The 23,651-nt window shown below is 72.2% G+C and carries 24 protein-coding genes; 6 read left to right on the top strand and 18 right to left on the bottom strand.

The window, feature by feature from the left end:
• Positions 1-9: 9 nt before the first annotated feature.
• The 7 genes from ACFFBG_RS06660 to ACFFBG_RS06690 form a co-directional block, all read right to left on the bottom strand.
• Positions 10-939 (bottom strand): alpha-E domain-containing protein, encoded by a 930-nt coding sequence (locus ACFFBG_RS06660; protein WP_375476902.1) that lies wholly within the window; start codon positions 937-939, stop codon positions 10-12.
• The gene (locus ACFFBG_RS06665) at positions 939-2,507 is read right to left on the bottom strand and encodes a circularly permuted type 2 ATP-grasp protein (protein WP_375476904.1); all 1,569 of its coding nucleotides are present in this window, start codon (positions 2,505-2,507) and stop codon (positions 939-941) included. The genes ACFFBG_RS06660 and ACFFBG_RS06665 overlap by 1 nt, the downstream gene beginning before the upstream one ends.
• 35 nt (positions 2,508-2,542) lie before the next feature.
• On the bottom strand, positions 2,543-3,634 hold the full coding sequence (locus ACFFBG_RS06670) for an aminotransferase class I/II-fold pyridoxal phosphate-dependent enzyme (RefSeq protein WP_375476906.1): 1,092 nt from the start codon (positions 3,632-3,634) through the stop codon (positions 2,543-2,545).
• Entirely contained in the window at positions 3,631-6,552 is a 2,922-nt protein-coding gene (locus ACFFBG_RS06675; RefSeq protein WP_375476908.1) for an FAD-binding and (Fe-S)-binding domain-containing protein, read from the bottom strand. Before ACFFBG_RS06675 ends, ACFFBG_RS06670 begins: the two co-directional genes overlap by 4 nt.
• Before the next feature lie 115 nt (positions 6,553-6,667).
• Positions 6,668-7,414, bottom strand: coding sequence for an amino acid ABC transporter ATP-binding protein (locus ACFFBG_RS06680; protein WP_375476910.1), 747 nt, complete (start codon positions 7,412-7,414; stop codon positions 6,668-6,670).
• A gap of 13 nt (positions 7,415-7,427) precedes the next feature.
• Positions 7,428-8,174, bottom strand: coding sequence for an amino acid ABC transporter permease (locus tag ACFFBG_RS06685; protein WP_375476913.1), 747 nt, complete (start codon positions 8,172-8,174; stop codon positions 7,428-7,430).
• A 103-nt stretch (positions 8,175-8,277) separates the two neighbouring features.
• A complete protein-coding gene (locus tag ACFFBG_RS06690) occupies positions 8,278-9,054 on the bottom strand; it encodes an ABC transporter substrate-binding protein (RefSeq protein ID WP_375477228.1) in 777 nt (258 codons plus the stop codon).
• On the opposite strand from ACFFBG_RS06690, the gene ACFFBG_RS06695 reads away from it, so the two are divergent.
• Positions 8,981-9,208, top strand: coding sequence for a hypothetical protein (locus ACFFBG_RS06695; protein WP_375477250.1), 228 nt, complete (start codon positions 8,981-8,983; stop codon positions 9,206-9,208). The genes ACFFBG_RS06690 and ACFFBG_RS06695 overlap by 74 nt on opposite strands.
• Before the next feature lie 171 nt (positions 9,209-9,379).
• On the opposite strand, the gene ACFFBG_RS06700 is transcribed toward ACFFBG_RS06695, so the two are convergent.
• Entirely contained in the window at positions 9,380-10,549 is a 1,170-nt protein-coding gene (locus tag ACFFBG_RS06700) for an NAD(P)/FAD-dependent oxidoreductase (RefSeq protein WP_375476915.1), read from the bottom strand.
• A gap of 20 nt (positions 10,550-10,569) precedes the next feature.
• The gene (gene glgC, locus ACFFBG_RS06705; protein ID WP_375476917.1) at positions 10,570-11,790 is read right to left on the bottom strand and encodes a glucose-1-phosphate adenylyltransferase; all 1,221 of its coding nucleotides are present in this window, start codon (positions 11,788-11,790) and stop codon (positions 10,570-10,572) included.
• 55 nt (positions 11,791-11,845) lie between these two features.
• Here glgC and glgA point away from each other — a divergent pair, with 55 nt between their 5' ends.
• Both glgA and ACFFBG_RS06715 read left to right on the top strand, forming a co-directional pair.
• On the top strand, positions 11,846-13,006 hold the full coding sequence (gene glgA, locus ACFFBG_RS06710) for a glycogen synthase (RefSeq protein WP_375476919.1): 1,161 nt from the start codon (positions 11,846-11,848) through the stop codon (positions 13,004-13,006).
• Positions 13,007-13,155: 149 nt separating this feature from the next.
• On the top strand, positions 13,156-13,833 hold the full coding sequence (locus tag ACFFBG_RS06715) for a GPP34 family phosphoprotein (protein ID WP_375476921.1): 678 nt from the start codon (positions 13,156-13,158) through the stop codon (positions 13,831-13,833).
• A 109-nt stretch (positions 13,834-13,942) separates the two neighbouring features.
• Here ACFFBG_RS06715 and ACFFBG_RS06720 read toward each other — a convergent pair whose 3' ends face one another.
• From ACFFBG_RS06720 to ACFFBG_RS06730, 3 genes are all read right to left on the bottom strand, one after another.
• Positions 13,943-14,572 (bottom strand): peptidyl-tRNA hydrolase, encoded by a 630-nt coding sequence (locus ACFFBG_RS06720; RefSeq protein WP_375476923.1) that lies wholly within the window; start codon positions 14,570-14,572, stop codon positions 13,943-13,945.
• Positions 14,573-14,591: 19 nt separating this feature from the next.
• Positions 14,592-15,872, bottom strand: a complete 1,281-nt coding sequence (locus ACFFBG_RS06725; RefSeq protein WP_375476925.1) for a M17 family metallopeptidase — start codon at positions 15,870-15,872, stop codon at positions 14,592-14,594.
• 93 nt (positions 15,873-15,965) lie between these two features.
• Positions 15,966-16,133 (bottom strand): DUF3117 domain-containing protein, encoded by a 168-nt coding sequence (locus ACFFBG_RS06730; RefSeq protein ID WP_375476927.1) that lies wholly within the window; start codon positions 16,131-16,133, stop codon positions 15,966-15,968.
• A gap of 198 nt (positions 16,134-16,331) precedes the next feature.
• On the opposite strand from ACFFBG_RS06730, the gene ACFFBG_RS06735 reads away from it, so the two are divergent.
• Complete coding sequence (locus ACFFBG_RS06735) at positions 16,332-17,120, top strand: enoyl-CoA hydratase-related protein (RefSeq protein ID WP_375476929.1); 789 nt, start codon at positions 16,332-16,334, stop codon at positions 17,118-17,120.
• 80 nt (positions 17,121-17,200) lie between these two features.
• Here the strand turns inward: ACFFBG_RS06735 and ACFFBG_RS06740 are convergent, their stop codons facing one another.
• From ACFFBG_RS06740 to ACFFBG_RS06750, 3 genes are all read right to left on the bottom strand, one after another.
• Entirely contained in the window at positions 17,201-17,755 is a 555-nt protein-coding gene (locus ACFFBG_RS06740; RefSeq protein WP_375476931.1) for a DNA-3-methyladenine glycosylase I, read from the bottom strand.
• Positions 17,742-18,170: a DivIVA domain-containing protein gene (locus ACFFBG_RS06745; protein WP_375476933.1), complete on the bottom strand. Its 429-nt coding sequence runs from the start codon at positions 18,168-18,170 to the stop codon at positions 17,742-17,744. Before ACFFBG_RS06745 ends, ACFFBG_RS06740 begins: the two co-directional genes overlap by 14 nt.
• Before the next feature lie 67 nt (positions 18,171-18,237).
• Entirely contained in the window at positions 18,238-18,654 is a 417-nt protein-coding gene (locus ACFFBG_RS06750) for a PPOX class F420-dependent oxidoreductase (protein WP_375477230.1), read from the bottom strand.
• 54 nt (positions 18,655-18,708) lie between these two features.
• Between ACFFBG_RS06750 and ACFFBG_RS06755 the strand changes: the two genes are divergently transcribed.
• Positions 18,709-19,434, top strand: a complete 726-nt coding sequence (locus ACFFBG_RS06755) for an enoyl-CoA hydratase/isomerase family protein (RefSeq protein WP_375476935.1) — start codon at positions 18,709-18,711, stop codon at positions 19,432-19,434.
• Positions 19,435-19,439: 5 nt separating this feature from the next.
• On the opposite strand, the gene ACFFBG_RS06760 is transcribed toward ACFFBG_RS06755, so the two are convergent.
• From ACFFBG_RS06760 to ACFFBG_RS06770, 3 genes are all read right to left on the bottom strand, one after another.
• Positions 19,440-19,973, bottom strand: coding sequence for a TIGR00730 family Rossman fold protein (locus ACFFBG_RS06760; RefSeq protein ID WP_375476937.1), 534 nt, complete (start codon positions 19,971-19,973; stop codon positions 19,440-19,442).
• Between the two features lie 25 nt (positions 19,974-19,998).
• Positions 19,999-20,781, bottom strand: a complete 783-nt coding sequence (locus tag ACFFBG_RS06765) for a TIGR00730 family Rossman fold protein (protein WP_375476939.1) — start codon at positions 20,779-20,781, stop codon at positions 19,999-20,001.
• Between the two features lie 102 nt (positions 20,782-20,883).
• Positions 20,884-21,225, bottom strand: coding sequence for an S-adenosylmethionine decarboxylase (locus tag ACFFBG_RS06770; protein WP_375476941.1), 342 nt, complete (start codon positions 21,223-21,225; stop codon positions 20,884-20,886).
• A 269-nt stretch (positions 21,226-21,494) separates the two neighbouring features.
• Between ACFFBG_RS06770 and ACFFBG_RS06775 the strand changes: the two genes are divergently transcribed.
• On the top strand, positions 21,495-23,651 hold the full coding sequence (locus ACFFBG_RS06775) for a putative bifunctional diguanylate cyclase/phosphodiesterase (RefSeq protein WP_375476943.1): 2,157 nt from the start codon (positions 21,495-21,497) through the stop codon (positions 23,649-23,651).

Below are 23,651 nucleotides of genomic sequence, written 5' to 3' on the forward strand. Positions count from 1 at the left end.
ATCCCACTCTCATGACGCAATCCACGAGGTCACGACGCCCTGCGGGAAGTAGCGCTGCGCGATGGCGTCGCTCGCCACCGAGCACGCGCTCTGCACGCGCTCCATCACCTGGTAGACGTCCTCGAGCAGCTCGGCCGGCGGCGCGAACTCCAGCTCCGAGCGGATCATCCCGAGCACCCGCTGCGCCTGCAGCGCCCGGCCGCGCTCGGCCGAGCCATGCCGGATCGCGAGGTCGTCGAGGCAGCGCTCGGCGACGACCAAGGCGCTCATCAACGATCGTGGGAACAGCGGGTCGAGCAGCAGGAACTCCGCCGAGCGCCGCTCGTCGACCGCGCCGCGGGCGCTGCGCAGGAACGCCTGGTACGCGCCGCAGCTCTGCAGCAGCGTCACCCACGACGGCCCGGCGTCGCCGGCCAGCGCGCGCGCCGCGGCCAGCCGCGCGGTCATGTCCGCCCGCTCGATGCTGCGGCCGAGGACGAGGAAGTGGAACGCCTCGTCGCGCGAGAGGGTGCTGTCCGCCGTGCCCGTGAAGGCCGCCGCGCGCTCGCGCACCCACTTCAGAAACGCGTGCGGGTACGCGCGGTGGTCGAGCCGGTTCGCCTCGTGCCAGGTGACGTTGACGCTCTCCCACAGCTCGGACGACACGACTTCCCGGCAGCGGCGGGCGTTGTCGCGTGCCGAGCTCAGCGAGCCCAGCACCGACGCCGGCGTCGTGGGATCCCACACGAGCGCCTCGAGGACCTCGTCCCGCCGCACGGCCTCGGTCTCGGCCTCCGCGTGGCCCATCGCCGCAAGCAGCGACGCGCAGACGACGTCCTCGGCCGCCCACGGGTCGTCGAGCAACAGGGTCAGGTGCACGTCGACCATCCGGCTCGTCGCCTCGGACCGTTCCACGTAGCGCCCGATCCAGTAGAGCGACTCCGCGATCCGCGACAACATCAGCGAGCCTGCTGCTGCTGTTGCTGCTGTTGGCGCACCTCGACATCGGCGGCAGACTCGACGGCCGGCATCGGCCCGTGCGCCGAGGGCGCCGCGCGCTCGGGACGCCGGCCGGCCACGGCGCTCCGCTCGCCGGCGAGCACCCAGGTGTCCTTCGACCCGCCGCCCTGGCTGGAGTTGACCACCAGCGAGCCGGCCGGCAGCGCGACGCGGGTCAGGCCGCCGGGCAGCACCCACACGTCGTCGCCGTCATTGACCGCGAACGGCCGCAGGTCGACGTGCCGCGGCGCGATCGCGTCGTCGATCAGCGTCGGCACCGTCGACAGCTGCACCACCGGCTGCGCGATCCAGCCGCGCGGCTCGGCGACGAGCCGCTGGCGCATCGCCGCCAGCTCGACGCTCGAGGCCTGCGGCCCGATCATCAGGCCCTTGCCGCCGGCGCCGTCCACGGGTTTGACGACCAGCTCGTCGAGCCGGTCGAGGACTTCTTCCAGCGCGCCTTCATCTTCCAGCCGCCAGGTGTCGACGTTCGGCAGCACCGGCTCTTCGCCGAGGTAGTACCGCACGAGGTCGGGCAGGTAGGTGTAGATCAACTTGTCGTCGGCCACGCCGTTGCCGACGGCGTTGGCGATCGTGACATTGCCGGCGCGCGCCGCGGTCAGCAGACCGGGACAGCCGAGCATCGAGTCGGACCGGAACTGGACCGGGTCGAGGTACTCGTCGTCGACTCGGCGGTAGATGACGTCGACCCGCCGCTCGCCGAACGTGTCGCGCATGCGCACCACGCCGCCGGAGCACACCAGGTCGCGGCCCTCGACCAACTCGACGCCCATGGCGCGGGCCAGCCAGGCGTGCTCGAAGTAGGCGCTGTTGTAGACGCCCGGCGTCAGCACGACGACGTTCGGGTCGGCGCTGGCCGAGCTGCCGGGCGGCGCCGCGGCGCGCAACGCGGCCAGCAGCCGCTGCGGGTAGTGCGACACCGGCCGCAGCCGCAGCCGGCCGAGCACGTCGGCCCACTGCTGGCGCATCGCGGTGCGGTTGGCGAGCACGTAGCTGACGCCGGACGGCACCCGCACGTTGTCCTCGAGCACCCGGAACCGGCCCTGCTCGTCGCGGATCAGGTCGATGCCGGCGACGTGCACCCGCACCCCGTTGGGCGGCTCGATGCCGTGCGCGGCGCGGTGGAAGTGCTTCGAGGACGTGATCACGCTGCGCGGCACCACGCCGTCGGACACCACGCGGCAGGCGCCGTACACATCGGCGAGGAACGCCTCGAGCGCGCGCACCCGCTGCCGGACGCCGGACTCGATTTCGTGCCAGCTCTCGTCGTCGATGACGCGCGGGACGATGTCCAGCGGGAACGGCCGTTCCTCGCCGCCGATGTCGAAGGTCACGCCCTGGTTCAGGTAGGCGCGGGCGAGGGCGTCTACGCCGGCGCGCAGCTCACCGGTGCCGCTGCGCTGCATCGACTCGTGCAGCAGCCGGTAGGGGGCGCGGGCGCTGCCGTCGACCGCGATCATCTCGTCCCAGGCGGCGCCGAGCGGGTAACCGTCGAACAGGTCGGCCATCGACGGCATGCTAGGGCGCTCCTGTGTCTGCCGCATTACGCGCCGGCGCGAGCCTCCGCGAGCGCGATCCGGTCGTCGGGTTGGACGGCCGCGACTCGAAAGTATCCTGCGCTGTGCGCGCCGTAGAACTCGCCCGGGGACACCACGATCCCGATCTGCTCGGCGAGCCGGCGCGCCGCCTGCCACGCGTCGCCGCCGGGCGCCTCGACCCACAGGTAGAACGCGCCGTCCGGCATGGGCGCGAGGTAGCCCAGCTCGCCGAGCAGCCGGCTGAGCCGCTGCACCCGCAGCAGGTAGCGCGAGCGCTGCTCGTCGACGTGCGCGTCGTCGCCGAGCGCGACGATCGCGGCGGCCTGCACCGGCCCCGCCGCCATCAGCCCCGCGTGTTTTCGCACCTCGCGCAGGTAGTGGACGAGTTCGGCGTCGCCGGCGTAGAAGCCGATCCGCGCGCCGGCGAAGTTGTCCCGCTTGGACAGCGAGTGCAGCGCCAGCACTCCGTGCGTGCCAGTGCGCAGGATGGTGTCCGGCGCGCCGCTCCAGGTGAACTCGGCGTAGCACTCGTCGGAGATGACCGGCACGCCGCGCTCGCGTCCCCAGTCAGCGGCGTGCTCGAGGTCCTCGATCCGGCCGGTCGGGTTGGCCGGCGAGTTCACCCACAGGCAGAGCGCGCGGCGCGCGTCGTCCGCGCTGATGTCGGCGACGCTGAAATAGGGCACCGCGCGGCTGGCGGCGAGCGTCGCGCCCATCGCGTAGGTCGGGTAGCTGATCGCCGGGTAGAGCACGGTGTCGCGCGACGGGTCGCGCAGCCGCAGGTACTGCGGCAGCGACGCGACGAACTCCTTGGTGCCCACGCATGCGGCGATCTCGCGACCTGGATCGACGCTCGCGCCGAGCCGGCGGGCGAGCCACCCGGCGGCGGCCGCGCGGAAGGCCGTCGTGCCGATCGAGGGCGGGTACCCGCGACTCGACTCGTCGGCGCACAACGCGGCCCGGACCGCGGGGGGCGTCGGGTCGCACGGCGTGCCGATGGACAGGTCGACGGCGCCGCCCTCGTGCCGGTTCGCGATCGCGATTATCTCCTCGAGCCGCTCGTACGGGTACGGCGGCGGCACAAACCCCGCGCTCATCCTTGGCTCCCCGGCGGCTCCGCTGCCGGCGTGTCGGGCCGCAGCGGGGCCAAGTGGTCGGCGAGCAGTTGGGCCAGATGGACGCTGTGCGCCTGACCTAACTGCTCGATCTGGGTGCGGCAGGAGAAGCCGTCGGCGAGCACGACGGCGTCCGGCGGCGCGGCGCGCAAGGCGGGCAGCAGCGCGGTCTCGGCGACCGCCTGCGACACCTCGAAGTGGCCCTTCTCGACGCCGAAGTTGCCGGCCAGCCCGCAGCAGCCGCCGACCGCCGTCACGTGCGCGCCGGCGTCGGCGAGCAACGCCGCGTCGGTCTCCCAGCCGAGCACCGAGTGGTGGTGGCAGTGCGGCTGCGCGACGGCCCGGACGTCGTCCAGACGTGGCGGCGTCCAGCCCGCGCGGCCGGTGAGCAGCTCGGCGAGCGTGCGGGTCGAGCGGGCGACGGCGTGGGCGCGCGGGTCGTCGGGCAGCAGCTCGAGCGCGTCCTGGCGCAGCACCGCGGTGCACGACGGCTCGAGGCCGACGATCGGCGCGTCCCTCGCCGAGTCCCCCGCGGCGGTCGCGGCAGCGGTCGTCGCGGCCGTCAATTCGCCGAGGGTGTGGCGCAGTTGCTTGCGGGCGCCGTCGAGCTGGCCGGTGGAGATCCAGGTCAGCCCGCAGCAGACCGGCTCGTCGGTGATCCGCACCGCGTAGCCCGCGGCTTCGAGCACCGTCACCGCCGCCCTGCCCACCTCCGGGGTGAAGTGGTCGGTGAACGTGTCCACGAACAGCACCACCGGGTCGCCGGCGGCCGGCGCCGACCGCTCGGCGAACCAGCGACGGAACGTCTGCGGCGCGTACTGGGGCAGCGGCCGGCGGGCGTCGATGCCGCCGGCGCTCTTGATCAGCGGCGCCAGCGCGCGGCTGCGCAACGCGAGGTTGACCAGACGCGGCGCGCGGGCGGCGAGTTTCGACCAGCGCGGCAGCCAGCCGAGGGAGTAGTGGGCCGGCGGCCGGAGCCGTCGGCGGTAGCGCTGGTGCAGCACCTCGGCCTTGTAGGTGGCCATGTCGACACCGGCGGGGCAGTCCGACGAGCAGCCCTTGCAGGACAGGCACAAGTCGAGCGCCTCGGCAAGCTCCGGCGCGCGGTAGCCCTTCACCAGCGAGCCGTTCGCGAGCTCCTGCAGCACCCGCGCCCGGCCGCGGGTGGAGTCCTTCTCATCCCGCGTCGCGAGGTAGGACGGGCACATCACGCCGCCGCCGACGGTGGTGTCCGCGCGGCATTTGCCGATGCCGACGCAGCGGTGCACCGCGGTGGAGAGGTCGCCGCCGTCGAGCGGATACGCGAAGCCCAGATGCTTGCGCAGCGGCTTGGCGAACGGCACCCGCAGGTCGGCGTCGAGCGACGCGGGTTCGGCGATCACGCCTGGGTTCAGCAGGTTTCCCGGGTCGAACACGCGCTTGATCTCGACGAATGTGTCGAGCGCGGCGGCGGAATACATGAACCGCAACAGCTCGCCGCGCGCGCGGCCGTCGCCGTGCTCGCCGGACATCGAGCCGCCGTGCCGGCCGGCCAGGGCGGCGGCGTCCAGCAGGAACCTCCGGAAGCGGGCCGGGGCGTCGGTCAGCGGGAAGTCGATCCGCGCGTGCACGCACCCGTCGCCGAAGTGGCCGTAGGACAGGCCGTCGACGCGGTGCTCGCGCAGCAGCGCCTCGAACTCGCGCAGGTAGCCGCCGAGCTGCGCGGGCGGGACGGCGGCGTCCTCCCAGCCGGGCCAGGCCGGGTCGCCGCCGGGTGTGCGGCCGCCGAGCCCCGCCCCGTCCTCGCGGATGCGCCACAACGCGCGGGCGACCGGGCCGACGACGACGGTCGAGTCGAGGCAGCTCGCGTCGGCGACGAGCTTCTCCGCCGCGGAGACCGCTTCGGCCTCGGTGCCGCCGGCGATCTCGACGAACAACCAGCCGCCGCCGCGGGGCAGCGGCGGCACGGCGGCCGGCCCGCGCCGGCTGCGCACGACGTCGACGAGCCGGGCGTCCATGCCCTCGAGCGCGACGAGATCGTGCTGCAGCAGCGCGGGGACGGCGTCGGCCGCGCTGGGCATGTCCGGGTAGCCGAGCACGGCGAGCGCGACGGCCGGCGGCGACTCGACGAGCCGCACCCGCGCGCGGAGCAGAACGGCGAGCGTGCCCTCGCTGCCGACGAGGAACTTCGCGAGGTCGGCGCCGTTCTCCGGCAGCAGGTGCTCGAGGCTGTAGCCGGACACCTGCCGGCGGAAGCGGCCGAACTCGGTTCGGATCGTGGCGAGCCGCCGCTGCACCAGCGCGTCGAGGTCGCGCAGCAGCTGCGATTCCGAGCCCGCGGACGCCAGCGCCGCGGACGCCAGCGCCGCGGACCGGTCGCGCGGGCCGGCGGTGAGCCGCGTGCCGTCCGCGGTGAGCACGTCGAGGGAGACGACGTTGTCGGCGGTCCGCCCGTACTTCAGCGCGCGGGCGCCACACGCGTTGTTGCCGAGCGAGCCGCCGATGGTGGCGCGCGCGTGGGTGGACGGGTCGGGCCCGTAGCGCAGCCCGTGCGGCGCCGCCGCCAGCGTGATCGAATCGAGGATCGCGCCCGGCTCGGCGACGGCGGTGCGCGACGGCACGTCGATCTCGAGCACCCGGTTCAGGTGCCGCGAGAAGTCGAGCACCAGCCCGGAACCGACGGCGTTGCCGGCGATCGAGGTGCCCGCCCCCCGCGCGGTCAGCGGGACCTCGAAGCGGCGCGCGATCGCGAGCGCGGCCTCGACCTCCTCGACGTGCCGGGGGAACGCGACGGCAGTCGGGACGAGGCGGTAGTTGGACGCGTCGGACGAGTACTCCGCGCGGCGCCGGGTGCCGGCGTCGGCCTCGACGCCGGCCGAGCCGAGCGCCGCGGCCAGCTCACGCGGCTCGACGGTGGTCACGCCGTCATTGTTCCGCACCGCTCCGCGCTGCCGACGAGTTGTCCGCGCGTCGTCGGGCTCGGCGCCGACTTGGCGAGGACAACTCGGCTGGACGAGGCGGCGCGGCTCGGTTGGGTCAGAGGCGGCCGGCGTCGATGATCCGACGCAGGAACTGCCTGGTTCGCGGCTCGACCGGATCGCGCAGCACTTGCTCCGGCGGGCCTTCCTCCAGCACCCGGCCGCTGTCGAGGAAGCAGACGCGATCGGCGACGTCGCGCGCGAAGCCCATCTCGTGCGTGGCCAGCAGCATCGTCATGCCGTCTGCGCGCAGGTCGCGGATCAGGGCGAGCACCTCGCCGACCAGCTCGGGGTCCAGCGCGCTGGTCACCTCGTCGAACAGCATCAGCCGCGGCTTGTTCGCCAGCGCCCGGGCGATCGCGACCCGCTGCTGCTGACCGCCGGACAGCTCGTCCGGACGGGCGGACGCGCGGTTCCGAAGGCCGACGCGGTCGAGCAGCTCGAGCGCCTCGGCCTCGGCCTGCTCGCGGCCGATCTTGTGCACCCGTCGTGGCGCGAGGGTGATGTTGTCGAGCACCCGCAGATGGGGGAACAGGTTGTAGGCCTGGAAGACGATGCCGATGCGGGTGCGCACCCGGTCGGCGTCCACCCGCGGGTCGGCGATGTCCTCGCCGTCGAGCTCGATCACGCCGTCGTCGACGACTTCGAGCAGATCGATGCAGCGCAGCAGCGTGGACTTGCCGGAGCCCGACGCGCCGATCAGCGCGGTGCAGGTGTGCTCCTGCGCGGTCAGGTTCAGGTCGTCGAGGACGACGGCCGGGCCGAACGCCTTGCGCAGCCCGCGCACGGCGAGCACGTCGGTCACCGGAGCACGTCCGTCACAGGATCACGCCCGCGTTGATCCAGCCATGCCGGCGGGCAATCCAGTCGGTGAAGCGGGTCAGGGGCACGGTCAGCGCAAGGAAGATCAACCCGGCGAACACTAGGTGCACGAATTTGAAGTCCTGCGACTGCTGGTTCTCGGCGGTCAACACGACCTCGATCACCCCGAGGGTCGACACCAGCGCGGTGTCCTTTTGCAGGCTGACGAAGTCGTTCAACAACGGCGGCAGCACCCGCCGCACCGCCTGCGGGAACACAACATGCCGCATGGTCTGGGCGTAGCTGAGGCCCAGCGCCCGGGCGCTGGCCCGCTGACTCGGATGAACCGACTCAATGCCGGCGCGGAACACCTCGGCGACATAGGCGGTGTAGGTGAGCACCAGGGCGATGATGCAGAGCACGAAGGGGCTGCTCGGCGCGCCGCTGAGGCGTAGCGACGGGATGCCGAAGCCGACGAGCAGCAGCACGAGCAGCAGCGGCAGCCCGCGGAACAGGTCGACGTAGAACGCCGAGAGGAAGCGCAGCGGGAAGAACGCAGGGCCGGGCAGCGTGCGCAAGATCGCGATGAATGCCGCCAGGACGAGCACGAAGACCTCGCTGATCAGCATGATCTGCACGTTCACCCACAGGCCGCGCAGCAACGCCGGCAGGTCGCGCCAGCCTTGGGACAGCGCGAAGAACGACTGCTGCGTGCGCGTCCAGCCCGAGCTGCGGCCGACGACGACCACCACCGCCGCGATCACCACCGCCGACGCGACCAGGGCGATCAGCCAGGACCGGCGGGTGCGGGCGCCGGTAGGCGTCGCGCTGCTGTTGCAGCTTCGACGGCTGCCAGTCCGGCACCGGCTACTTCAGCTCAGGGGCGCCGGCGGTGTTCGTCAGCCACTTCGTGCGCAGCTGCTCCAGCGTGCCGTCGGCGCGCAGCGCGTCGACGGCCTTGCTGACGCACGAGGTCAGCGAGCTGCCGTGGTCGAGCACCAGGCCGAACTGCTCCGGCGTGCCGGTGCTCGGCAGCTGCCCGACGATCGTCGACTTCTCCACCTGCGCCGCCGTCACATAGAGGCCGGTAGGCAGGTCGACGACGAGACCGTCGATCGAGCCGTTCTTCAGCGCCTGCACGGCGAGGTCGTTGGTCGGGTACTCGCGCGGCGAGGTGCCGGGCTTGATCTCGCCGGTGATGGCGTCCAGGCTCGTCGTGCCCTTCTGGGCGCCGAGCCGGGCGCCCTTGAGCTGGGCGATGGTCGTGGCCTTCGCGTACTTGTTCGACTTGAGGGTGACGACGGACTGCGCGACGTCGTAGTAGCCGGCGGAGAAGTCGACGGCCTTCGCCCGCTGCGGGGTGATCGACACCTCGTTGATGTCGAAGTCGAAGTTCTTCGGGGTTGGCGCGATGACGCTGTTGAAGGCCGCCACGACCCACTTCACCTTGTCGGCCGGGTAGCCGAGCTGCTTGGCGACCGCGAACGCGACCGCGGACTCGTAGCCCTTTCCGTTGCTCGGCTTGTCGTTGACGAACCACGGCTCGTAGGCCGGCGAGTCGGTGGCGACGGTGAGCACCCCGGACGTGTGCGTCTTCAAGGTGGCGGGCGTGCACGCGGCGGCGGCCGTGCTCGTCGTCGACACGGCGGGAGACGAACCGGCGCCGGCCGGGGCCGACGGGCTGGACGAGGTCGACGAGGTCGACGAGCCGGGCGAGCCGCCGTCGCTCGAGGACGCGCACGCGGCGAGACCGAGCGTGGCCACGCCGGCGAGCAGGGCGGCGGCGAACACCACCTGAGGACGACGAGGCATGGCAGGCTCACTTTCGAACGACGCGCGGATGGTGGTCGACAAGACTAGTAATCCTATCGGCGAGCCAGTGTTGCCCTCGCGCCACCCGCTCTCGACAACTTGTCCCCGCTTCGTCGTGCCCGAGGCCGAGCGGGCGAGGACAACGTGCGTTGGATTGTCAGGACGTGGCCCAGGCCGGCGGCGCGGCGCCGTCCAGGGCCAAGGCCACGGCGGCGCGCGCGGCGACCGGCCCGACGAGATTGCCGGTGCCGTTGTAGCCGCCGACCGCCACGACGCCGTCGTCGACCATCGTGCACAGCGGGCGGGCATCCAGCGTGAACCCGACCGACGCGGCCCAACGATGCTCGACGGCCGGCAGCGCGCCGGTTGCCTCTCCCGCCATTCGCGCGGCGACCGCCTCGATCCAGCGCTGCACCTGGCCGGTCGGCTCGGCGTCCGCGCTCCACTCGTCCGCCGCGAACAGATCGCGGCCGCCGCCGACGAACAGCCGGCCGTCCGGCCGCTGCTGCGCGTAGTCGTAGCCGTGGCGGCTGTAGACCGGGCAGGGCAACCGCGCTTCGGCGAGGGGAGCGGTCGACAGCATCTGCAACCGCGCCGTGCGAACCCGTCCGCGCAGTTGCGGCAGCAGCACGTCGAGCCGGCCGTCCACGGCGACGATCACGGCATTCGCCCGCAGCACCCCGCGGTCGGTGCGCACCAGCCCGGCGCGCACGTCGAGGACGCGGGTCTGCTCGTGCAGCCGCGCGCGCCCGGCCAGCCGCCGCGCCAGCTCGACGGCCCGCACCGCGGGATTGACCGCCGCGTCGTCGGGCAGGAACAGACCTTCGCCCAGCGGTCCGGCGTAGGACTCGACGGCGATGTCGTGCTCGCGCAACGCGTCAGCCAGCGCGGCGCAGTCCGCCAGCTCGGCGACGCGCTGCGCGGCCTCGGCGTCCGAGGTCGGCGCGCCCGGCAGCCCGGCCAGCCGGATGGAACCGACCTGGCGCATCACTGCTGGGCCGAGCACGTCGGCCAGCCCGCGCAGCTCCGCGAGCGTCGCCCGGTACAGCTGCAACGCCGGCTCGGCGCCCCAAGCGGCGATCGCGTCGTGCAGGAACAGCGCCGGGCCGGCGATCAGAAAACCGCCGTTGCGCCCGGCGGCGCCGGCGGCGACCCGTCCGGCGTCGACGCCGACCACCGCGACCCCCCGGTCGGCGAGCGCCTCGACCGCCGCCAGGCCCGAGGCGCCCAACCCGACCACGCAGGCGTCCGCGACGACGTCGCCGGACAGCGGCGGCAACCCGGGCCAGCCGGCGACCACCTCGTCGTCGTCCCAGCCGACCGACACGTCCTATCCCACCGACACGGCTACGGCAGCGCGACCTGGCTCTTGCCGAGCACGACGACCCCGCCGTCAGACACGTGGTAGCGCTGCCGGTCCAGGTCGGCGTCAAGGCCGATGTGCGCGCCCTCGGGCACCACCACGTCCTTGTCGAGGATCGCCCGGCGCACCACCGCCCCGCGGCCGACCCGGACGCCCGGCATCAACACCGAGCCCTCGACGTATGCGCCGGCGCCAAGCCGCACGTCGGGGGCGAGCACGCTGTGCCGCACCGTCGCGCCGGCGACGATGGTGCCCGCCCCGACCATCGACTCCTGTGCGAGGCCGCCCTCGACGAACTTCGCCGGCGGCAGCTGCGGGTGAGCGGTGTAGATCGGCCACTGCTGGTTGTAGAGGTTGAAGATCGGGTGCACGGCGACGAGATCCATGTGCGCGTCGTAGTAGGCGTCGAGCGTCCCGACGTCTCGCCAGTAGCCGCGGTCGCGGTCCTCGGCGCCGGGCACGTCGTTGTCGGCGAAGTCGTACACGTAGGCCGAGCCGCGCTTCACCATCATCGGCATGATGTTGGTGCCCATGTCGTGCACGGACTGCTCGTCGTCGGCGTCCTCTTTCAACGCCTCGAGCAGCGCCTCGGTGGTGAACACGTAATTGCCCATTGACGCGTAGCTCTCGTCCGGGCTGTCCGGCAGTCCGGGCGGCTCGGCCGGCTTCTCCAGGAAGTCGATGATCCGGTGATCTGGATCTGCGTCGATGACGCCGAATGCCGACGCTTCGGCGCGCGGCACCCGGATGCCCGCGACGGTCGCGCCGGCGCCCGACTCGATGTGTTGGGTGACCATCTGCCGGGGGTCCATCCGGTACACGTGATCGGCGCCGAAAACGATGATGTACTCGGGCTTGTCGTCGTAGATCAGGTTGGCCGACTGCAGGATCGCGTCGGCGCTGCCGGTGTACCAGCGCGGGCCGAGCCGCTGCTGCGCGGGCACCGGCGTGACGAAGTTGCCCAACATCGAGGACAACCGCCAGGTCTGGGTGATGTGCCGGTCGAGCGAGTGCGACTTGTACTGCGTCAGGACGCAGATGCGCAGGTAGCCGGCGTTGACCAGGTTCGACAGCACGAAGTCAATCAGCCGGTAGGCGCCGCCGAAGGGCACCGCGGGCTTGGCCCGGTCGGCCGTCAGCGGCCACAGCCGCTTTCCCTCGCCGCCGGCGAGGACCATTGCGAGCACGCGCGGCTCCCTGGCCATGCTTCCCACCCTAGATCGTGGATGTGACGACCGCGACACGCACTACGTTCGACGCATGCGGGTCGCAGTCCTGACCAGGGAGTACCCACCCGAGGTGTACGGCGGCGCCGGCGTGCACGTCGAATTTCTGGTCCGCGAGCTGCGCAAGCTGATCGACGTCGAGGTGCACTGCTTCGGCGCGGCCCGGGCGGAGGCCGGCGTGCACGCCTACAGCGTGCCGGCGAGGCTCGCCGAGGCGAACGCGGCGCTGCGCACCCTGGGGGTGGATCTCGAGATCGCCGCGGCGCTCGCCGGGGCGGACGTGCTGCACTCGCACACCTGGTACGCCAACCTGGCCGGCGTGCTCGGCAGCCAGCTGCACGGGTCGAAGCACGTGTTGACGGCCCATTCCCTGGAGCCGCAGCGGCCGTGGAAGGCCGAGCAGCTCGGCGGCGGGTACCAGGTGTCGTCGTGGGCGGAGCGGCAGGCCTACGAGACCGCCGACGCGATCGTGGCGGTGTCCTACGGCATGCGGGCCGACGTGCTGGGCGCGTATCCCTTCGTCGACCCGGCGCGGGTGCACGTGATTCACAACGGCATCGACACCACGCTGTACGCGCCCGCGCGCGACGGCGACGCGCTGGCCCGGCACGGCGTCGACCCGGACCGGCCGTCGGCGGTCTTCGTCGGCCGGATCACCCGGCAGAAGGGGCTCGCCCACTTGCTGCGCGCCGCGGAGCTGTTCGACCCCGACGTGCAGCTCGTGCTGTGCGCGGGCGCGCCGGACACCGCGGAGATCGCGGCGCAGACCCAGGCGGCGGTGGAGCGGCTGTCCGGGCTGCGCTCAGGCGTGGTCTGGCTGCGCGACATGCTGCCCCGCGAGGACCTCGCGCAGCTGCTCACCCACGCCACCGTGTTCGTGTGCCCCTCGGTGTACGAGCCGCTCGGCATCGTCAACCTCGAGGCGATGGCCTGCGAGACGGCGGTGGTCGCCAGCGCCGTCGGGGGCATCCCCGAGGTCGTCGCCGACGGGCTCACCGGCCTGCTCGTGCCGTACTACGCGGTATCTGCCGAGGAGTACGAAGCCGGACTCGCGACCGCGGTCAACGAGCTGTGCGCCGACCCGGCGCGCGCGGCGACGATGGGCCGCGCCGGCCGCGAGCGCGCCACGCACGAGTTCGGCTGGGACGCGATCGCGCACCGCACCGTCGAGCTCTACGAATCCTTGCTGCGCTGATCCGTGACCCGCCGCGCCGCGGCGCAAGTCAAGTTGTCCTCGCTTGGGCGGCCCCTGCGCCGACGAAGCGAGGACAAGTCGCGCAGAGGCGGCTGACTCCACGAGTCCATGGGCCGGGATTCTGCCCACTCGCCGGGTACACCGTGACGATGCTGCTCGTTCACGATCTGATGCTGCTCCTGCTCGACGATGAGTCCGGCCGCCAGCGGCCGGTTGCCGCGCTCACCGAACTGCTCGGTGGCGCGCTGCTCGTCGAGCTCGCCGCCGCGGGAGTCGTCGGCGTCGCCGCGAAGAGCGAGCCGGGCGATATCAAGGAGGGCCGACTGGTGCTGCGTCCTGGCGTTCCCGTCCTGGCCGGTCTGCTCGAAGAGGCGGCCCGCATTGTCGGCGAGTACGTCGGTAAGAAGCCCGATCGCGCGCTGCGTTCGCTGGGGAAGGGCTTGCGCGAGCGGGTCACGGCCGACCTGGTCGAGGCAGGCATCCTTGCGGAGCAGGAACACAAGACGCTCGGCCTGTTCCGTTCGACCCGGCACCCGGCGGTGTCCACGACCTACGAGGACGACCTACGAGCCCGGCTCGCCGCGGTGCTCGAGGGACAGGCCGGTCCGGAGGAGAAGACCGGACCCCTGATCGCCCTCCTGCACGCGTCCGGCCAGCTCCCGAAGATCATCCCGGTGCACGACAAGAAGCAGGCCAAAGCCATCGCGACGAAGATCAGCGAGGGCAACTGGGCCGCGGCGTCGGTGCGGCGCGCGGTGCAGGCCGGCCAGACCGCTGCAATAGTGGCCACCACCTTCGCCGCCACGGCCGCGGCCATCAACAATTAGTTGGCCGCGGCCGTCATTGGGTGGCGGCGGGAAGCTGACACGCCCGACATCGCGCCCAGCTGAACCGCATCCCGGGCGTGTCGCGCGCCGTCTCATAGGCACGTCCGGTTCAGGGCCGCACGAAGAGAGCGGTGGCGGTGCCGGGCGCGACCTCGGTGAAGCCGCCGTCCTCGACCACCGGCGCGCCGGCGCGGACCGCGGCCGCCCACTGGTCGGCGGACGCGTCGCGCACCGCCAAGCCGAAGGCGGCCGCCTGCCAGCGCTCGCGCGCCGCGCTCGGCAACGACCGCCAGCCAAGTTGCGCTGCATGCGCGGCCTGCGCCATCGCCTTGCCGGCCGTCATCTGCACATGCGGCGAGAGCAGCACCAGCGGCACGCCGGGCGCGACGGCCGGTGGCGGCGCCGGGTCGACGAGGTTGGTGCCGCCGACCTGCAGCCGGGCGAGTTCAGGCGGCCAGGCGTCGATCGGCACCGGCGGGTAGACCCGCAGTCGCGCGTCGCCGTGCGCGACATCGAGGCCGTCGACGGACAGTGCCCGTCGCCAGTCGGCGCCACGGGCCCGACGCACCACCTTGCGGATGCGCTGGCCGTCCCATTCGCGAGTCGCCGGCGCCCAATCCGGCCGGTCCGCGGACAGCAGCAGCAGCACGGCCCGCGCGGCCGCCTCGAGCGCGTCGGTGCGTGCCGGCGGGGCGGCGCGCTCGATGCGCACGACGAACGGCAGGACGAGCTCGCTCACGGCACCGTCCGCACCGTCTTCATCCCAGCGACTGAACGAACCGGTGCAGCAGGCGGACGCCGAATCCGGTGGCGCCGCGCGAGACGGCGCCGTCGTCCTTGGCCGCCCGGGCCGGCCCGGCAATGTCGAGATGCGCCCACGCGACGTCGCCGGCGAACGGCCGCAGGAACAGCGCCGCGGTGATCGCGCCGGGACTGCCCGGCGCGTTGTTGGCGTCCGCGACCGATGAGTCGAGCAGGCCCGCGTACTCCGCCGGCATCGGCATCCGCCACAGCGGCTCGTCGGCCTCCTCGGCCGCGGCGAGCAGCGCGCGGGCCAGCTCGTCCGAGGTCGCGAAGAGCCCGGCGATCCGCAGGCCGAGCGCGGTCTTCATGGCGCCGGTCAGCGTCGCGATGTCGATCAGGTGCGTGGGCCGCAACCGGGCTGCCGCATAGGCGAGCGCGTCGGCGAGCACGATCCGACCCTCTGCGTCGGTGTTCGCGATCTCGCTGGTGCGGCCGCCGACGTGCCGGACGACGTCGCCGGGCCGGTAGGAGGAGCCGGACAGCGCGTTCTCGGCCGCCGGCACCAGTGCCGTCACCCGCACGGGCAGCCGGTGCTCGGCGACGAGCCGCAGCGCGCCGAGCACCGCGGCGCCGCCGGCCATGTCGGTGTGCATCGTGTTCATGCCGGTGCCGGTCTTGCGGTTCAGGCCGCCGGTGTCGAACGTGATGCCCTTGCCGACGAGCACGACGTGCACGCCGCGTTGCGCGCGCCGCGGCCGCCAGCTCGCCTCGATCAGCCGCGGCGGCGAGGCTGAGCCGCCGCCGACCGCAAGCACGCCGCCGAAGCCGTGCGCGCGCAACCAGTCGACGTCGCGCGTCTGCACGTCGACGCCGAGCGGCGTGAGCGTTCGTTGGGCCTCGGCGGCCAACCAGGCGGGGTTCTTCTCCCCTGATCGGACGTTGGCGAGTTCGCGCGCCCAGACGGTCGCCTGGGCGGCCGCGACACCGGCTGCGACGGCGCGCCGGTTGGCCGAATCGTCGGGCGGCCCGGTGACGTCGATCTCGTCGGCGCCGCCGCGCGGGCGGCTGGCGCGGTCGAAGCGATAACAGCCGAGGACGAGCCCTTCGGCGAAGGCGGCGAGGCGTTCGGCCGCCAGGCCGTCCCCGTCGACCTCGGCGCGCCCGGCCGGCAGTCCGCGGGCCAGCGTGCCGGCTCGCCGTCGGAGTTGAGTCAGATCGTGCGGGAGATCCGACTCGTCCGGGCGCTCGCCGGTCGGGGTTCTCTTTGCTGGTCCGGCCAGCCGGACGTCAACCACGCCTCACCGCCTCCTTCGTCGTTCCGGGCCGGGGTGCGGACAGCACTCGGCCCCGGACCCGACGGTGATCGGTGTCCGGGGCCGAGAGAGGTCCTAGGCGACGACGGACTTCAACGCGTCGCCGAGAGCGTTTGCCTCGTCTGCGTTCAGCTCGACGACGAGCCGGCCGCCGCCCTCGAGGGGCACGCGCATCACGATGCCGCGGCCCTCCTTCGTGACCTCGAGCGGGCCGTCGCCCGTCCGCGGCTTCATGGCCGCCATGCTTACCTCCTAGGTGAGCGCCGCTCACGTGTTGACAAACGCTGTACGACAAGCCAGCCCGGTGCGAGCGTGATCGCCGACACCGGGCAAGGTCATTCTCCCGCATGCCGGGCGCATACCCCAAGTCAGGGCCCGACGCGCGCCCTGCCGGTAGCGTTCGGCGACGACGGTCGCAGACGTTCGGCGGAAGGCGCGGGCATGACGGACGAGTTGCTGGTCGAGCGGGCAGACGGCGTCGCGACGCTGGTCATGAACCGGCCCGCGTCGATGAACTCGCTGTCCGTCGCGCTCAAAGAGGCCTTGCTGGCGGCGGTGCACGACGTATCCGCGGACCCGGCCGTGCGCGCGGTGGTGCTCGCCGGCACCGGCCGCGGCTTCTGCGTCGGGCAGGACCTGCGCGAGCACCTGGCGACGCTCGAGGGGAGCGATCCGACGCCGCTGTCGACGGTGACCGAGCACCTCAACCCGCTCGTCCTGAAGCTCGCGCACATGCCGAAGCCGGTGATCGCCGCCGTCAACGGCATGGCCGCCGGCGCGGGCGCCGGGCTCAGCTTCGCCTGCGACTTCCGGATCGCGGCGAAGTCGGCAGGCTTCCTGATCGCTTTCGCGAATGTGGGCCTGACGCTGGACAGCGGGGTCTCGTGGACGCTGCCGAGGTTGGTCGGCGGGGCCCGGGCGACGGCGCTGAGCCTGCTCGCGGAGCCGATCACAGCCGACGCCGCGCTGGAGATGGGCCTGGTGAACGCGGTGGTCGAGCCCGACCGGGTGTTGCCGGCCGCGCAGGAGCTGGCGACGAGACTCGCGGCCGGTCCGACGACGGCGTATGCGGCGATCAAGCAGTCGCTGGCGTTCGCGGCGTCGTCGGACCTCGAGGCGTCGCTCGGCGTCGAGGCGGAGTTGCAGGCCGCGATGGGGCGCACCGAGGATCACGCGGCGGCCACCGCCGCGTTCGTCGCGAAGCAGAAGCCCGTCTACGTCGGCCGCTGAAGCCCCGGTCCACTGACAGTGGTCATTTACGCCGTCAGTGGTCGCTTATAGCTGACCACTGAGGCCGCAAATGACCACTGTCACACGGCGCGCCAGCAGGTGGCGACGTGGTCGTCGACCATGCCGGTCGCCTGCATGAGCGCGTAGGCCGTCGTCGGGCCGACAAACCGGAAGCCGCGCCGCTTCAGCTCCTTGGCCAGCGCTGTCGACTCGGGGCTGACGGCGCGGACGTCGGCGATCGTCTGCGGCCGCGCGTGCTCGGCGGGCGCGAACGACCACAGCAGGTCGTCCAGGCCCTCGGGAACTGACTCGCCGACGACACGGGCGTTGGCGATCGTCGCCTCGATCTTGGCCCGGTTGCGGACGATCCCGGAGTCGGCCAGCAATCGTTGGACATCAGCGTCCGCGAACCGGGCCACCGACGCCACGTCGAAGCCGGCGAACGCCGCTCGAAACGCCGGCCGCTTGCGCAGGATGATCAGCCAGGAGAGCCCGGACTGGAACGCCTCGAGCGACATCCGCTCGAACAGCGCCTGTTCGCCGTGCAGCGCCCGGCCCCACTCGTCGTCGTGGTAGGCGACGTATTCGGGCGCGGACGTCGCCCATCCGCACCTCGACCGGTCAGCGACGGTCATCCGGCTCGATCTCGGGCGCAGCGTAGGACACCGGCCGCTGTCCCGTGGACGGCCGCGGGCGGTAGTACGACCCGGCATACGGCGCGCTCGGCGACACTGGCGGGCGGAACCCGTCGCCGGCGGCGCGCTGGGCACGGAGCCGGGCGATCTCCTCGTCCCGCACGCGCAGCTCGTCGGCGAGCCGGTCGAGCAGCAGGTCGGCCTCGGCGAACCGGTACCCGCGCAGGGCCACCGGCAGCCGCACCTCCTCGACGTCCTCGGCCGCGAGCCGTCTGCTCTCCGGCAGATCCCACGGCGGCTCGTCGCGAAGCACAGGCGCGATCTGCTCGCCGGCGGGCAGGAAGCGCGTCGCGATCGCGAACAGCGCGCCGGCGAGCACCAGCGCCAGCAGGCCGCAGAGCACGAGTTGCACCACGCGGTGATCGTGCCACGTGCGCCCGTCGCGGCGGCTGAGCAGCTACGGGCTGGTCAGCTCGCCGGGCTCAGTCGGCGACGGCCGCCATGGCCACGATCCGGTCGGGCACGATGCGCACCAGCAGCTCGCCCGGCACCGCGTTGCGGCGGCCGAACTCCTCCGCCTTGTCCGCGCCCATGTACCGCTCCCCCATCGCGATCGACCAGGGCAGCATGGCCGCGACGTCATCGCTGAGCTCGACCCGCCCGGTGACGGTCACGAACGCGTAGGGCGGACGGCCGTCGTCCACGGTGAGCACGGCTTGGCCGGTCCTGCGCAGGTTGCGGCCCTTGACCGTGTCCCCGCCGGTCATGAACAACACGTCGTCGCCGTCCAGGACGAACCACACCGGGACGGCGTGCGGCCGGCCGTCCGCGCGCACCGTCGACAGGATCCCGGTGCGCGTCCCGCCGAGCAGGAAGGCTCCACGCTCGTCGGCAGTCATCGTTGTCGCCACGGCCACAGCGTAGGCCGGCCGGCCTGTGGTGGACTGCTCGCCGTGAGCAGCTCAGGGGTGCAGTCCGAGCGTCTCGACGACGGGATCGCGGTGATCCGCCTGGACCGCCCGGCCAAGCGAAACGCGCTGGACACGGCAACACTCGGCACGCTGAACGACACCCTCGACGAGCTGGCCGCGGACGACGCGCTGCACGCGCTCGTGCTGTCGACCACGAGCACTCGCGCGTTCTGCGCGGGCGCGGACGTCGGCGAGATGCTCGACTACGCAGGAGGCGTCGCGCGGATGGCGGCGTTCACCCGGATGTACGCCGCGATCGACGCGTTCCCGGTGCCGGTGATCGCGGTGTGCGTCGGCAACTGCGTCGGCGCCGGGGCGGAGATCGTGGCCGGCGCCGATCTGCGGGTCGGCGGCGACAACCTCACGCTGGCCTGGGCCGGCGCCCGGCTCGGCGTGCCGGTCGGGCCGGCCCGGCTCGCGCCGCTGATCGGCGTGTCGCGGGCGAAAGAGCTCGTCTACACCGGCCGAGTGGTCGGCCAGGCGGAGGCCGCAGCGCTCGGGCTGCTGCACCGCACGGCCGCCGCCGACGACGCCGAGCGGGTCGCCCTCGAACTCGCCGCAGAGCTCGCCGCTCAGTCGCCGGCCGGGCTTCGGGTGCTCAAGCAGATGTTTCGCGACCTCGACCGCACTGCCGAGCGGGTCGCCTACGAGAACGAGCAGCTGCTGCGCTTCCAGCAACACGGCGCCGGCCTGCCGCGCGGCAGCTGACGCCGTCACAAGACGAGCGCCGCGAACGCGTCGTCCACCGTCGTCGTGCGGCGCAACGAGTCCAGCGCAGGCGCCCGGACGAAGCCACGCCCGCCCAGCGCCGTCAGGTAGTCCCACAGCGGCGTGTAGAAGCCATCGGGATCGAGCACGACAACCGGCTTCGCGTGCATCCCGAGCGTGCGGGCCGTCCAGATCTCGAACAGCTCCTCCATCGTGCCGAGGCCGCCGGGCAGCGCGAGGAAGGCGTCCGACCGCTCGTCCATCAGCCGCTTCCGCTCCCGCATCGTCTCGACGACGATCAGCTCGTCCGCCTCGACGTCGGCCACCTCGTAGGCCATCAGGTGGCGCGGGATGACGCCGACGGTGTGCGCCCCGCCGGCCCGGGCTGCGCGCGCCACCGCGCCCATCATCGACACCCGCCCGCCGCCGGAAACAAGCCCGTGCCCGTCGCGGGCGAGCCGCGCGCCCACATCGGCGGCCAGCTCGACGTAGGACGCGGGGATCGTCTCCGACGACGCGCAGTACACGCAGACGTTCACGCGGCAACCATTCGCCGAGCAGCGGTCACTGACCGTCCTTGGTCTGCCGCATCGACTCGACGATCCGCGCGACGACCTCGTCGACGTCGTCGGTGACATGCACAAGATCCAGGTCGAGCTCGTTGATCTTGCCGCCCGCCAACACCGCGGACCGCAGCCAATCCACGAGCCCGGCCCAGTAGTCGGTGCCGTAGAGGATGACCGGGAACCGGGTGACCTTGCGGGTTTGCACGAGCGTCAACGCCTCGAACATCTCATCCAGCGTGCCGAACCCGCCGGGCATGATCACGAAGGCCTGGGCGTACTTCACGAACATGGTCTTGCGCGCGAAGAAGTACCGGAAGTTGATCCCGACGTCGACCCAGTCGTTGAGCCGCTGTTCGAAGGGCAGCTCGATGCCGAGGCCCACCGACGTGCCGCCGGCCTCGGACGCGCCGCGGTTCGCGGCTTCCATGATCCCGGGCCCGCCGCCGGTGATCACCGCGTAGCCGGCCTGCGCGAGCTTCGCGCCGAGCTCGCGCGCCGCCGCGTACTCGGGCGAGTCCGGCGAGGTGCGAGCGGACCCGAACACGGCCACCGCCGCGGACAGCTCGGCGAGCAGGCCGAAGCCTTCGACGAACTCGCTCTGGATGCGCAGCACCCGCCACGGGTCGGTGTGCACCCAGGCAGAGGAGCCGCGCGAGTCCAGCAGCCGCTGGTCGGTGGTGCCGCTGCCGATCTGCGCGCCGCGCAACTCGATCGGGCCGCGGTGGTGGACTGCTCCGCCGCGCGGCCGGTCACCGCCTGGCGAGCCCGGTTCCTGCGTCACCCGGCCGAGCGTACGAGAGCCCGCCGCGCCGTTTCGGCCGGCGCCACAAGAAGCGACCGGGCCGGCCGAGCAGCCGGCCCAGCAGTCGGCCGCGCAGCCGGCCTAAAAGCCGTGATGCGTGATCTGCTCGGCTTCGAAGTAGTCCGCGGTGAACTCCGCCGCGGCCACCGGGTCGAAGATCTTGCAGGTGTAGATGTCGACGGAGAAGAATAGCCGCGGCTCGTCCCAGGCGTAGAAGTGCGCGCCGGAGGTCTCCCAGTGGATCCAACCGGCCCAGCCGTACTTTGGGGACTGGTGAGTCACCGGATCGATGAGGGTCACCATGTCGAGCACCTTCGACAGCCGGGTGAGGTAGTCGACGATCTCGTGCGCCTCGATCGGGCGGCGCGGAACTCCTTCGACGACAAGTCGTTGGCGGTAGATGTCGGGGGCGAGGTCATGCATGGGAGAGCCTTTCGCCGTTGATTCGACGGGCGTGACGCGTCTACGGGGGCTTTGCTTTCTCGGGGGGCATTTGGAAGGCTCCCCCGGAACAGATGGGGATAACGGACCGTTCGGCCTTGACTTCCGGTTGAACTTCAGGGTTGCGCTCAAGTCAACCGGAGCGCTGCCGATGGACCCGTGTGGCTCCAACCCGGCACACGATGCTTCGCGCGCGCTCGCGCGTGCTGCGAGTGGGGCCCTGGGCGATGCTCGTAGTCGGTCCGTGCTGCATGCTGTTCGTCTCGCGGTTCGCGCCAGGATTCGCGCAGGCGCTGATCACCGGCTCGCTCGCGATCTTTTTCGCGCTGCTGCTCGTGCGTCTCGGCTGCGCCGCCGCCGAGCAACCGAGCCGCCGCAAGGCGCTGATCACGCTGATCGTGGCGGTCCTGCTGTGGGCCGCGGCGTCGGCGATGCTGAACGGCGGCCAACCGGACCTGACCCAGTTCCCCGGCCGCGGCGAGTGGCTGTTCCTCGCCGCCTACGCCGGCATGGCCGCGTTCCTCGTGCTCGACGCGTCGAAACGGCTTGCGTCCAGCGGCGCCTCCGGGCTAGAGACCGTCATCATCTGCTGCGGCGCGGCATGTCTCGCCGGCGGATCGTTCGTGACTCCGCTGGCCCACCGCCTCGACAGCGACGGCCTCGGCCTGCTGCTCGCGGTCCTTTACCCGCTGCTCGACGTCGTGCTGCTGCTGGTGGTCATCGCGCAGATGTCGTTGCGCACCAGAGGAGGCGCTCGGGAGTCGGGGACGCTCATCGCCGGCTTCGCCCTGCTGGCGGGCGCCGACTCCACCTTCCTCATCCACATCTCCGGCAGCACCTACGATTACAGCACCGTCAGCATCGTGCTCTGGGGCCTCGCGTTCGCGCTGATCGTCGGCCACGCGTGCCGTACCCCCAACCTGGCGGCCGCGCCGCCGAGTGAACGGGGCATCACGACGACGATCGTCGCGGGCGGTCTCGCTGCCACCGTCTTCCTCGCGTTCGAACCCGCGGGCACCGTGCGGACCTACCTTCTCGTTCCGGCCGTGCTGACCCTCGCGGCTGCCGGCAGCCGACTCGCGATGGCGCTCGGCGCGGCGAACCGGGCGGCCGAGGCGATCGCGCTGTCGCGCAGCGACGACTTGACATCGCTGCCGAACCGGCGGGCGATGCTGCACCAACTCGGCCAGCACATCGCCGACCGTGCGCCGCTCGGCCTGATGATCCTCGACCTCGACGGCTTCAAGGACGTCAACGACACCCTCGGCCACGCGGCCGGCGACACCGTCCTCCGCGAGATCGCCCGGCGCATGCGCGAAGTCCTGCCGACCCCCGTGCTGCTCGCCCGCCTCGGCGGCGACGAGTTCGCGATCGTGGTGGTCAGCGACGACGAGATCGAGCTGATGGAGACCGCGCACCTCGTCTTGGCCGCAGTGCGCGCGCCGCTGCAGATCGACGGGATATCGCTGTCGGCAGACGCGTCGGTCGGCATCACCGTGCGCACTGACGACGACGTGCACAGCAGCGAACTGCTGCGCCGCGCGGATGTCGCGATGTATCACGCCAAGGAGCAGCGCGTCGGCGCGCTGCTGTACGACCCGGACACCGACGACTTCTCGCGCGACCGGCTGCGGCTAGGCGAGGAGCTGCGCCGCGCGATCGACGAGCATCAGCTGGTGCTCTGGTACCAGCCGCAGCTCGACGCGGCGACGGCCGACCTGTGCGGCCTCGAAGCACTGGTGCGCTGGCAGCATCCGTCCCGCGGCATGGTGAATCCGGCGCTGTTCCTGCCGGCGGCGCGGCGCAACGGCCTCATGCAGGCGCTGTCGGAAGAGGTCGCCCGGCTCGCGGTGGCCGATATCCAGCGGTGGGCCCAGCGCGGCCTACGGCCCCGGGTCGCGCTGAACTGCGCGCCGCCGGAGCTGATGAGCGGCGCCTTCGTCGCGCGGCTGCACGAGATGGTCCGCGCGGCTGACATCGACCCGCGGCGGATCACGATCGAGGTCACCGAAGACTCCTTCCTGGCCGAGCCGGGGCGTGCGCGGGCCATCCTGACTGGGGTCCGCGAGCTCGGTTTCCAGGTTGCCATCGACGACTACGGCACTGGGTTCTCCTCGCTGTCCTACCTGCGCGACCTGCCGATCCAGGAATTGAAGCTCGATCAATCGTTCGTGTCGGCGCTGTCAACCGATCCGCGCAGCAAGATGATCGTCGCGTCGACGATCCAGATGTCGAAGGCGCTCGAGTTGCGGTTCGTCGCGGAAGGCGTCGAGGACGCGCGAACCGCCGCGGAACTCGTCGCGATGGGCGCGGACGTGCTGCAGGGCTACCACTTCAGCCGGCCGATACCGGCCGAGCAGGTCGAGAGTTGGACCAAGACCCGCGTCGCGACCGGCCTGTTCGCGTGA

The sequence above is a fragment of the uncultured Jatrophihabitans sp. genome (assembly GCF_964251945.1).
Taxonomy (GTDB): Bacteria; Actinomycetota; Actinomycetes; order Mycobacteriales; family Jatrophihabitantaceae; genus Jatrophihabitans.